Genomic DNA, 11,746 nt, shown 5'->3' with positions numbered 1-11,746 from the left:
ATCACGATGTACCAATAGACGTATATCGTGACAAAATGTGCCAAACTTATAAGAGGACAATCACATGTTGCTCTCTCCCGAGCTAGAGGACAAGGACATTGGTTCACAAAAAGACAGATCCCCGGTATGCATTACTGCGAGGACATATTCCGAAGCATCTACTAAAGCGCTTCCGCAACTACTGTGTCGAACACGAGCTTGACTACAGTGAAGGGCTAGAAGATACGCTGACTAAATTTTTTAACTACCTAGACAGCAGCCAACTATTAGCAGTTCCAGCACAAACGTCTACCATTGCTGATCTGATTCATGGCTGGAACTTAGAAGAACTATCACGATTAAGTGAAGTTAGCGTTGAAAACCTGCAAGCCATCTTGGAAGGAAACCGACCCACAGATGATGACTTGATTGGTTTGGGTGTAGCGCTATGCAAGAACAATGGTGAACCTTGGACAACGGATGAGTTAGTCGAGATTCGCGATCGCTGTTTCTACGGTTTTCCAAAATTGTCGAGCAACAACGACTTGCCAAGGATTCAATAACCGTGATCAGACTAACAACTGCCAATGGTTATTGCTATCAGAGGGGATGTTTTAGATAAATTATCGTTTTTTGAAGCGATTTTTGGCTAAAATCAATCCTGCCAGTTACTGTACTATGGAAGCCGCCGGTTACTTAGATCACCAACCATAGTAGTTAGCCATAGTCTCCGTTTGTCCGGTTTAACTTGCTTAACAGCAACACTCACTAGTCAGCGTGTCATTTTAGGTTTCAGTCTTCAACAATGGACAATTTCTTTTTCTCAGGGTGCCATCTATCAGTTACCACCGAGAGTTTCAATATTGAAGCTCCATCACGATTAGCGGCTTATGCTCTAAGGCGACATGCTAGTGAGCTGGCTGTATCTGCTCAAAAACTCAGGCTCCAACGGGCTATTGTATCCTGGCCCGGATGCGAGCGACCTTACCAAATTCCCACCTCCATACTCAGGAGCCAGATAAAGATGACCGGACCAATACGCCAAGACGGAACCTATTTGCTAGGAGCAAACTACCTTCGTGTTAATGATTTTATCAAAGAAAAGCGTGAAGAAGGTCTGATTGTAGTAATTACGTCAATGTGGAATGATGTTTGCTTACATACCAATGACCTACTTGCACCAGAACGAGGCATTCTCCAACCCCATCAGTGGACTGGCTTTAATTATCGGTACTTGTGGCGTGATAGTCGCGATGACTATAACGAACTAATTGATCGATTGACTCGGGAGCGTTACATTCCCAAATTCCAGTACACACTGAGGCGTCCCGATGGCACATTAGGCCGCTATGAGACCGATTATTACCTGGTAGATGATTATCTGAACGTACCAGTGAGAATTGGTGTCAGCCATGTCAATGCTTGGGAACTAATATCAGAACCCTTAGCAAGTTAGTTTCCATGTAGTTTCCATTTTCTATCAGCCATCACTCACCATTAAGACTCAAAATCGTTGATCCTGTTACCTAGGTAAGCGGCAAACCGCTTAAGGATCTATAAGGTATTACCTGACTTTCTTGACCGGTCAATTAAGTACACTAATTCAATAGCTCATTGCTGAATCTTTAGGTCTACTTGATTGGCCTAATGGCCACGCTACGCGATTGACCTTGGCCTAATGGCCACGCTACGCGAATGGTCACGCTACGCGAGCAGCTACGTAGCCAACAGCGATTTATTTCTCTAAAACTGTTTGCCAACAAATAACTATGCAAAACCAATCAATTAATTCGGTGCCTTCTGGCAATCAGAACTATGAAGCCAGCACGAGTGGTTTGGTGAATTATCCAACTGACAATCATAATGAAAAGCAGCCGATAGTAAGGGGAGGGTATGTTTTTGCTCTGATTGTGGCGATGATTTTGGGATTCCAGTCACTGGAAGCCTCCTATGAACGGGTAAATGGTCAGGAAAATATTTCTTTTGCTACCAAGTCGCCTCCTTATAGTTTCTTAGTGACTGGGTTAACCTTAATTGGCTTGGGGCTAGGTATTGAAATTGATAAATCTACAATCTTCTCCAAAAGCAAAGGAATAATTCAACTGCTAGTAAATGACTATATGGATGAAGAGGAGTAATATCGTCGCTACTACCATCAATTAACGTACTAATTAGTCAAGACTTATGGTTTAGTTAGTTGTCTAGTTACTCACCGGTTGAGTTCTAATTTCATAAGGAAGACTATCTCAGCTATCTATCTCAGCTGTATATCTCAGCTATCTATCTCAGCTATCTATTATCTATCTCAGCTGTATATCTCAGCTATCTACTATCTATCTCAGCTATCTCAGCTATCTATCTCAACTAGAAGACGCTGCTGACTAGTTTGCAATTAGTCAATAGCTTTTATTCAGGGTTGCCAACACCTTGACGAAGGGTGTTAAATCTACTACTACTTCTAAAATTAATTGTATGACGGTCTTAGATTATTATAGTAAACTTGACTCTAGAAAGCAATGGCTGCACATCACTAAACAATGGATCCAAGGGATTATAGGAAGAAAAATAGAACAGTACTATACGCCTCTAGTGATGCGACAGCTGCCAGGAAAAGGCTGTAAGTTGTTGCTTCTGGAAAGAAACACACCGGGAGCTGTCAGCACATGGCGATTTAACTGTGAGCTGCTCCAAAGACAATACTTGCTAATTACTCTAGATAACCTAGCGGATTTAGATAGATATTTCCAGAGAAGCAATCGCCAAAGAAAACCAGGTAACACCAAAAGAGAAATTGTTAATTTACCGATTAGTAACGTCTCTCATCGCATCGGGATTAGCCTAATTGACCCCTTCAAAAACCAAGAGTGGATTGGGGTATGGGATTTAAACCTAATCGACGATTGGTCAACTTATCACGCAGAAGATTATAAGGCAGAGCAACTAGTGTTATACCTGGGTCGTCGCCTGATTAGTTCCTATGAGTTTATGCCCGACTTTTTTGAGCAACAGATTACAGAAAAGCAATGGTGGCAACAGCGTATTATGACTTTGTGTAAAGCAGATTTTACCAAAGATCACGATATTAATATTACACCACTGTCAGAAACAAAACCACTGTCAGTAACAAAACACACGTCAAACTTAATTGAGTTCAGAAGAAAAGTAGGATGAGCTGATCCCTACTTGACTAAGTACGGCTCTAAGCAACTGATTTATTGCTGACGGTTAACGGTTGAGGGTTGAGGGTTGACAGTCAACCCTCAGCAGCTAGAAAGATGGTGAGATCCCCTTCAAGTAAACCCAGTTAGATAGAGATGGATCAAACCTCTTGTGGTTTTGTTAGATACATGGTATAAAACGCTACAGATTTCAAAAACGGGGTGTGTTCAGGAGTGATTGCTCAGTCAGCTTCGGTTGACTGGTGCAGAAGCAATCGCTCCTGTTTTCTTTTCTGATAGAACTTACGAAGTTTAGTTGGTTTTGCCCCCCTAACTCCCCCTCATAAGGGGGTGTGGGGTGTGGGGTGTGGGGTGTGGGGGTACAGACAAGCGATGCAGCAAGGGAACAGAGGGTTTCCCCCAAGACCGCGCTGCACCGCTTGTTCGTTGTTTTTCTTTTCTCTGATGAGCTTAAGTCCCATGTTTGACTCTCATGTAAAAAACCTACCCCTGTGAGCCATACTCCCCTGGCTCTGTCTGACTAAGGCGGGTGTTCGGTAATCCAGTAGGGGCAGTGAGCAATGGGCTAGAGTAGGATAGATAAGATAATTGAGATTAATTAACGGCGTAAGTTAGCCGACAGAAGGATGAGCTCTTGGCGCGATCGCTTAAATAAATTTGGTGGCAAAACTAGATTTGTAGTTTTTCGTTTGTTTGTACACTTAGCTGGTTCAGAAGTAACACCCTTGTTGGGGGTACTCAATCGTGCGGCACGGGAGGCCGTTGAATCAGATGGGGATTTGAAGGTATTAGGGGAAGAACTGGTAGCAATTTGTCAAAACCTCCTACAGCTGCAGATCTACTGGCAATCCGCAGGGAATGAAGGGGATGTTTTCTGGAAAGAAGGAGAAGCTGGGAACTACGTTAATGAACTGTTTACTGACTCAGCTGGGCGCTATCTGTCTGAACCAGATTTCACTACACCCTTAGGTGAAAATGAACCTTTATCCCTACCTGTGACCCAAAACGTAATTGTGATGATCACAGTAGCCTACGAAGGGGAAGTTCCTGAACTAGAAACTAACCTAGCTAGTGTTGAGTACCTAGAAGCAGGTCTAAAGGCATTGATTAATCTCCACTATCAGGAAAGTTTGCAAGCTATCCAGGTTCACTTCTCTCCAGCACAGTTGGGTGATGAACTGACTGATGAGCAAATTTTACTTAATTTCCCGGAACTGGTTCCCCTGTAATCAGAATAAAATAGGTTAACAAAATATAGTGTTATAGTTTTCACTATCAGGTGATGGGGTGATGGGGTGATGGGGTGATGGGCAAGACGAACGAAAAATCTTCCCCAAATTGTCTTATTAAAAATTAACTAGCCCATAGCAAAGCGCGATTAGACAATAGTGATTGAAGAGAACAATAGTGATTTAAGAAAACTTTTTTAAGTATATGTTACGTACAATTGCGATTTTTGTTCTATCTCTAACCCTATGTTGGACTACAGTAGGGTGTGGTTCTCCTAACTCAAGCCAATTGCCGCCGAATCGGGGTGGGAATGCCTCCTTTACTCCGACTCGGTTGAGTGATGGGAAATATCCCGTACAACAGGCAACCTACGATGATGTTAATGGGGTATATACCCTAATGGTGCTCAATACTCCTGCGGGTAGTCCACCAGTGTTTCGGAGCAGGGATTTGCAGATGGCACGTCTGACTGATGAGCAGGTTGCTGCTGGGGAAAATACCTATCTGAGTATTGATGACAATCAGCCGGTGATGTACCTGACCGAAGACTTCCGGATTGAATATGTTCACAATGTTACTGAGACTAGACCTAATCCTCAAACTGGTCAACAAGAAACAGTAATCGTGCGTCAGCAATCTAGTTTCTGGGCTCCCTTTGCTGGTGCTTTGGCTGGTCAAGCTATAGGTAGTATGCTATTTCGACCTCAATACTATGTTCCACCAGTTTATCAACCAGGAGGGGTTCTGACTGGTTATGGTGGATATGGTAGCAGCTATAGTCAAGCAGTGAACCGATATGAAACACGGTACAAATCACCGCCACCCGTGGTTAAAAATACTCGCTCTTTCCGCACGACTGGTAGCTTAAGAAAATCTCCTGCAGCTAATCAAGCCACTACTCGTAAAGCCTCACCCAACGCTAATCGCTCCACAGGAAGTGGTTTCGGCTCAAGTCAGTTACGCACCTCTAGTCCATCTAGTACTAAGAAAGCTAAACCAAGAAGCAGTGGTTTTGGCAGCACTAATCGATCGCGTTCTGGCTTTGGTAGTAGTCGTGGTGGTAGTCGTTCCTTCAGACGCCGCCGTTAGTCAAAACGCCCCTAAAAATACTTAAAGAAGCTTCTAAAGACTTTAGAAGCTTCTTATTATTTTGCTGCACTATCAGGTTAGTTGGTGATTGACTACTATAACCTGACTACTATAACTGGGGTGCTAGGATTCGAACCTAGGAATGGCGGGACCAAAACCCGCTGCCTTACCGCTTGGCTACACCCCATCGGTGCCACTCCTACGATGATAACAGATCTGAGTGGGAATATGTCAAGTATTTTTTTTGATTATTTTTGCTTTGGCTTAAAGGGGGATCGGGGGTGATGGGGTGATGGTCACCGGAAGGAAGAGAAAGAGAGATTGATTGTCTGACCTCCGCATGTTTTTTTCCCCCCTCTTCCTTTTCAACCTATATTCACGCCGGATAAATCCGTAAACGTCGGTTGGGTTCATCGCCAAAGCTAGAAGACTTGAGGCGATAGTGTTCAACTAACTCGTGTTGCATCTTCCGCACTTTAGGCGATCTGGGCAACAATTCTACGGGTTGGCCTTTGGGAATCACAATTTGCTCAACTGCTAAACGGGCTTCTTCTAGAGCCTCGATTTCATCCTCGCTAACGCTTTGGGCAAATAACTCCAAATCAGCAGCATCGGGAATTGTGGGGTCATCCATGTGCAACAGACGCCTTAATGCCCGAGTAATCTGGGGGATGGAGCTAGCTTTGATGGCGTGAATCGGGATCTGACGAGATTTAGCAATGGACTTGAGCTTGGAGTGGCTTTTGACATGCGATCGCAATCCTAAAACCACATCAGCAGTATCCATGTTTTTTGTCAATACCACAGGCAAATTTAGGATTTGGATCACTTGCTCGATTTGATGACGACTAATGCCGTAAGGATAGACCTGTAGTGGCAAATCCTCACCATTGGGTCCTAACATCTCCATCCCTTGACCCAAGCGCTCTTGCTGTGACCAAGATTCAGCCAGCAGTTGTTCAAACGTACTATTTTCCCGAGCTGGCTTTGGTTCTTGAAGGGATAGGGGCTTCATCTGCCCAGATGAACGCCACCCTGTTGGTTGGCTAGGAGTCGTTAGGGTAAGGTGACCCTTGCTCCGACCATTTGGCGGAATGGCAACTGGAGCGCTAGGTAATTCTCGGGTAATGGTGACCTTACCATTTTCATCTTCTGTCCTCACTGGAGGATTTGGTTGACGTCCCCTGAGTAAATTATCAACCGTGTCCGCAACACTTTCATGTACTACCCAACGCTTACGCTCTAGCATTTCTACAGCGATTTCAAAGGTTGGGGGGGCTTTTCGCTCCAAAACGGTTTTCTGGGAGCCTCGCCGTCTGGCTTCGTCATCGCCTAGGGTTACAGCCTGGATACCCCCTACTAAATCCGAAAGAGTGGGATTTTTAATCAAGTTTTCAATCCGATTGCCGTGAGCAGTTCCCACCAGCATCACCCCCCGTTCCGCAATGGTACGAGCGGCCTGAGCTTCCAGTTCTGTGCCAATTTCATCGATAACGATCACTTCTGGCATATGGTTTTCCACCGCCTCAATCATCACCTGATGCTGATGTTCTGGGCTAGCGACCTGCATCCGTCGGGCTCGACCAATAGCTGGGTGAGGAATATCGCCATCTCCAGCAATTTCGTTAGAGGTGTCGATAATCACGACCCGTTTGTCTAATTCGTCTGCCAGAACTCGGGCAATTTCCCGTAAAGCAGTAGTTTTGCCTACACCGGGACGCCCGAGCATCAAAATTGACTTACCAGTTTCGACCAAGTCACGAATCATGCCGATGGTACCAAAGACCGCTCGACCCACACGACAGGTTAAGCCAATAATTTCCCCTGGACGGTTCCGAATCGCACTAATGCGGTGCAAGGTGCCCTCAATTCCGGCTCGGTTATCACCGCTAAAGGCTCCCACTCGCTCAACGCAGTGATTGATTTGTTCGATAGTAACTGGTGTATCACAAAGGTACTCTGCCCGGTCACGAAAGCGCACTTCTGGGAAGCGACCGAGATCCATAATCACTTCGATCAAACTGTCCCTTTCAGGATGTTTTTCCAATAATGAGCGAATTTCGGCGGGCAAAATGTCTAGTAATTTTGGTAGGTCATCTGTAATTTTTTCACAGTTTGAAATCCCCTGAGTTTTGTCCACTGTTTCTTGGTGTTCCTTGGTAGGTATAGTGGCACAATCTAGTTGAAGATTGTCACTTACCTCTGAGGATTGACCACTAACGGTCATCGCCTCAACCAAGCTATTTTCATAAACCACTGGTGATTCTTGATTGAATGACACTTGTTGATCTGAAAGCTTGCTTAGTGGAAAATTCACCATTTGTTTTGCTCAAATAAAGCGATTTCTGCTGTTACGTTTGGCCCTGTTTAAATTGCGGTTGTTGAAAATTTGGGACTTATGTCATTTTTAATTTTACTCCTCATAATTGAATGGTTTGATGCCAATTTAATCGAACAGTATTTCTCGATTAAAGTCAAGAAAATGAGATACTCTGGGGAATTTTTTTGACTGATTTGAGTTGATCCACCAGGGCATGGGCAGTTGCCACAGCCTGCCAGAGCAGATCTGGTACATCTTCAAGGTTTCTATAAGAGGGATTAGGAAAGAATCCCTGGTGGTGATCAATGTTTTGGTCATAGTCTTGTTCTAACTTTTCTAGAATCGGTGAGAGTAGAACTCGGGCGTAGCTACCGTAAGCCACACCGGCAAAGTAGGGTAGGTTATTTGGTTGTTCGCCTAGGGTGGCCTTTTGGCCAAAGTTGTTGTAAGAACGTTCAACCGGCAACCTATCAACTTGGGCTAGCTTCAAAAGCCTAGCTGCTCTTAGTTTGCTGACGGTGTGGTTATTGGTACCACCAGCTAACTGTACGTATCCTGGTAATCCAGCAGCGATGACTTTCTGAGCGAGTTTGACAGCAGCATGAGTTGTGCCCATGCCTATATCCCCACTCATAGGACGTCCATCGGTTTGCCAGATTAGAGGACAGGGTAAAGGCTGGATGAGTTGGTAGATTTCTTTTAGGTAGTCAATCAAATCTTTACCATCTGGGCAGCTAATGGCTAGGAGTTTGAGTTGAGCGCACCAGGGTGCGATCGCATTCCATAGTCTTTTAAAATCTGGTAAATTCCCGACTTTGGTGTGAATTTCTATAGCATCAACGCCATTGCTTAGAATCAGGGGTGCGATCGCAAAAGGAGCTGATACGTATGAGCGAGTAGTGATCAGCTGATGGGGGCAAACTGGCAGACAACGACCACAGCCATAGCAGCGTTGGTCGAGCACACCAGAGTAAGCTTCACTGCCATTCTGGAAAGTAATTGCTTGTGCTGGGCAAATCTTTTCACAGGGACGGGGGCAGTCCCCTGGACACAAATCCGAGTCAAATTCGGCTTTCCGGAAATGGGGGTCTTCCCCATCATTCAAGCTAACCATCAGCCATGGTCTGCCACAGAATCCAAACCCTCGCTGTTTGGCTTCATTTCCCATGGTGCTGGCGACTTCTAAGGCATCTTTCGCCGCCGAAATGACCGCCGGGTCAGCTGCCACATCAATACAATCGGCACCGGCGAGGGTGTAAGCCAAGGTTAGGCTTCTAACAGCAGGGAGGTGTTGAAAACTGGCTCCGCAAATGAGCTTGAACCAACCACCTTCCCTTAAGGAATGTAAGGGATAGTAAAGTTCAGTCACTCCTATATGCTAAATCTTTAAAGCAAAAATGGGGAGACTAATTTTACAATTCGAGTAATGAAAAAGGTTTTTTTTGAGGCGATTACAAACCTTTCCGGGGGGGGAAATCCCTCAATTGTTTTCAAAAAAGGCAGATTTAGGGTAGCTGGTTTTATCGTTACACTAAATGTAGCGGTTGAATTAATACAGCTGATCTCAATATAATAATGGTGTCAATTAATGCAAAATTATTTTTATTTCAAAATTGTTTTTATTTCAACCCATCCCACGTGATAGTTAGTCGTGGGATGGTGTTGTAGCCATGGTAATTTTGGCGCTTCTTCGGTTAATCAATGATCGCGTTAAGCAGGACTTCGGCTAAGGTCATATTCTCCATGTCTTCCAAAGTGACTGTGTCCACGATGTCAAATTGAGCCCCAGCCCCTTGAAGGTCATCATCAAGTACTTTCAGAAACCGAGTTGCCATGGCATCATTACCCACTTGGATCAGTGAAATGCCTAGTTCTTCATCCTTGTCTATTTGCCGAGATGCTTCAATGATCACTCGCATTACAGCTTTGCGGTCATCTGGCTCACCATCGGTTATCACCAAGAAGGTTTCCCCATTGGGTTTAGTTTGCCCAGCCCCTTTGCGCTTAAAGTAGTCATCGGTGGCATCCTTTAGCACACCAGCTAGATCGGTGCGACCCATGGGATCATTTTCTTGGAAAATTTGTTCTACTTTATCTGAGGTAACATTATCGTACCGTCTAAAGCGACTAGAAAACAGGTAAACCGTAATCCCATCTGGATCGAGCTGTTCACATTTTCTGGCCACTGCTAAGGTAGACTCTTGGGCAATCTGCCATCGACTTTTGCTCCTATCTTGGTAGTCTGGGCTAGACATACTGCCGCTTTTGTCGATGATTAACGTATAGTCACGGTCTTCCACGAGTGAACCTCCCACGAAAAAATTTCCTCCTTACCTAAAACTGCCACGATTTCTTAATCTAGCTTAGCTAATAATTCCACAGCTCATCTGAGTGTTTTTGCCCTAAGATCCTTGGCAGTAGTTCATTTATGCCAACATTATGAAATCATTATTAAAAACATCTTTCAACCGCAGCACCCTAGACTTGCTTATCAGGGTAGGTAATGGTTGCTTTTTTGATTGACTGTTGTCTCTATTTACTATTATAAATTAAAATAATAATCTTAGAGATTAATCCTCAAATTCTGAATCACCATTAGAACATACTTGACTAGTGTCGTAGTCAAGACTGAGTTTCTTTGAAGGCTTGCAAATAGTCAATTGCTGCCTCCAGTTTGGAGGGATAGGAATCAGAAAATTCTTCAAACCACAAGCCTTCTGCTGAGTTTGGGCTTAAGGTTTTTAGCCACTCAGTCGCTTGCTGAGTAAAGGCTTCTCGTTCTCTTTGCTTTTGCTGCTGAACTCGTTTTTGTTCAGCTTCGAGTTCCTGCTGTTGTTTAAGAGCGTCTTCTTGGTCTTTTTTATCAAATTCTGTTCTCATCTCAGCCAGCTCCCGATCCTGAGCAGTAGATACCCAATCAGGTATTTTCGCTGGTGATTCACTAGTTGGTGGATCAGTTAGTGGCAAATCAACTAGTTGTTCCTGAAAAAGATGCTGTTGTTTCGGTTGAACACCAGCATCTTTTTGTTCATATTCAGCTTTGAGTTGAGCTAACAAGTCATCCATTGATTCCATGACTTAGGTCTCCTATTAGTTTGTTAACTGTTGAGGGATGATTTTAAAACAGTTAACTTAAAGCACCTCGCACCCTGACGGTAAAAATCACACTAACCTATGCTAATCCTTTAATCAATAATAGCATTGATCAAAACTTCAGTCAGAGTCATATCCTCCATCTGATCAATCGTTACCGTATCTACAATATCGAACTTAGCCCCAGCATTTTGCAGCTCATCATCTAATATTTTTAAGAATTTAGTTGCCTGGAGATCATTCCCGATTTGGATGAAGGAAATTGCGAGTTCTTCATCGACATCAATACGCCGTGATGCTTCTATAATCACCTTCATCACAGCTTTCCGTTCATCAGGCTCCCCATCAGTGACCACTAAGATGGTTTCTCCATTTTCTTTGGTTTGGCCACTAGCCTTACGTTTAAAATAGTCGTTGGTGGCATCGAGTAAAACACCAGCTAAATCCGTGCGTCCCGATGGTTCATTTTCTTGGAATATCTGTAGGACTTTATCTGCGGTTACATTGTCGTAGCGTTTAAAGCGACCAGCAAATACATAAACGGTGATGCCATCTGGATCTAATTCTTCACATTTATTGGCTAAGGCAAGGGTAGACTCCTGCATGATTTGCCAACGGCTTTTTCCACCCAGTTGGTCCCTAATCGACATGCTGCCACTTTTATCGATGATTAAGGTGTAGTCACGTTGTTCGAGCATTGCTAGTCTTACCCACTATCATCATACTCCTCTAGGGTATCAAAATTATCATTTTTGACTAGTAACGCGGTTGGGTATAGATAAATATTAGCTATCAGCATTCAGCTATCAGCATTCAGCTATCAGCATTCAGCTATCAGCATTCAGCTATCAGCATT

At 44.1% G+C, this 11,746-nt stretch carries 11 protein-coding genes and 1 tRNA gene; 6 read left to right on the top strand and 6 right to left on the bottom strand.

Annotated elements, in window-relative coordinates:
- The first annotated feature begins 98 nt into the window (after window positions 1–98).
- From AC4II3_RS05675 to AC4II3_RS05650, 6 genes are all read left to right on the top strand, one after another.
- Window positions 99–542 carry a hypothetical protein gene (locus AC4II3_RS05675; RefSeq protein WP_488008353.1) on the top strand — a complete coding sequence of 148 codons (444 nt, stop codon included), beginning with the start codon at window positions 99–101 and terminating at the stop codon, window positions 540–542.
- Between the two features lie 242 nt (window positions 543–784).
- Entirely contained in the window at window positions 785–1,435 is a 651-nt protein-coding gene (locus AC4II3_RS05670) for a hypothetical protein (RefSeq protein ID WP_488008355.1), read from the top strand.
- Between the two features lie 313 nt (window positions 1,436–1,748).
- Window positions 1,749–2,117 carry a hypothetical protein gene (locus tag AC4II3_RS05665; RefSeq protein WP_488008357.1) on the top strand — a complete coding sequence of 123 codons (369 nt, stop codon included), beginning with the start codon at window positions 1,749–1,751 and terminating at the stop codon, window positions 2,115–2,117.
- 334 nt (window positions 2,118–2,451) lie between these two features.
- Window positions 2,452–3,150 (top strand): hypothetical protein, encoded by a 699-nt coding sequence (locus tag AC4II3_RS05660; RefSeq protein ID WP_488008359.1) that lies wholly within the window; start codon window positions 2,452–2,454, stop codon window positions 3,148–3,150.
- Between the two features lie 634 nt (window positions 3,151–3,784).
- Window positions 3,785–4,387 carry a DUF1517 domain-containing protein gene (locus tag AC4II3_RS05655; protein ID WP_488008361.1) on the top strand — a complete coding sequence of 201 codons (603 nt, stop codon included), beginning with the start codon at window positions 3,785–3,787 and terminating at the stop codon, window positions 4,385–4,387.
- A gap of 205 nt (window positions 4,388–4,592) precedes the next feature.
- Window positions 4,593–5,477, top strand: coding sequence for a hypothetical protein (locus AC4II3_RS05650; protein WP_488008363.1), 885 nt, complete (start codon window positions 4,593–4,595; stop codon window positions 5,475–5,477).
- 115 nt (window positions 5,478–5,592) lie between these two features.
- Here the strand turns inward: AC4II3_RS05650 and AC4II3_RS05645 are convergent.
- The 6 genes from AC4II3_RS05645 to AC4II3_RS05620 all read right to left on the bottom strand — a co-directional run bounded on the left by AC4II3_RS05645 (window position 5,593) and on the right by AC4II3_RS05620 (window position 11,588).
- Window positions 5,593–5,664: transfer RNA gene (locus tag AC4II3_RS05645), tRNA-Gln, on the bottom strand.
- 189 nt (window positions 5,665–5,853) lie between these two features.
- Window positions 5,854–7,797, bottom strand: coding sequence for a R3H domain-containing nucleic acid-binding protein (locus tag AC4II3_RS05640; RefSeq protein ID WP_488008365.1), 1,944 nt, complete (start codon window positions 7,795–7,797; stop codon window positions 5,854–5,856).
- 154 nt (window positions 7,798–7,951) lie between these two features.
- Window positions 7,952–9,166 (bottom strand): circadian clock protein LdpA, encoded by a 1,215-nt coding sequence (gene ldpA / locus AC4II3_RS05635; RefSeq protein ID WP_488008367.1) that lies wholly within the window; start codon window positions 9,164–9,166, stop codon window positions 7,952–7,954.
- 325 nt (window positions 9,167–9,491) lie between these two features.
- A complete protein-coding gene (locus AC4II3_RS05630; RefSeq protein WP_488008369.1) occupies window positions 9,492–10,112 on the bottom strand; it encodes a vWA domain-containing protein in 621 nt (206 codons plus the stop codon).
- Between the two features lie 307 nt (window positions 10,113–10,419).
- Window positions 10,420–10,872, bottom strand: a complete 453-nt coding sequence (locus AC4II3_RS05625; protein WP_488008371.1) for a salt stress protein, Slr1339 family — start codon at window positions 10,870–10,872, stop codon at window positions 10,420–10,422.
- A gap of 110 nt (window positions 10,873–10,982) precedes the next feature.
- Window positions 10,983–11,588 carry a vWA domain-containing protein gene (locus AC4II3_RS05620; protein WP_488008373.1) on the bottom strand — a complete coding sequence of 202 codons (606 nt, stop codon included), beginning with the start codon at window positions 11,586–11,588 and terminating at the stop codon, window positions 10,983–10,985.
- Window positions 11,589–11,746: the final 158 nt, after the last annotated feature.

Source organism: Moorena sp. (genome assembly GCF_982860115.1).
The sequence above is the reverse complement of the archived record's forward strand: the minus strand, read 5'-3'. Positions and strand labels throughout refer to the sequence as shown.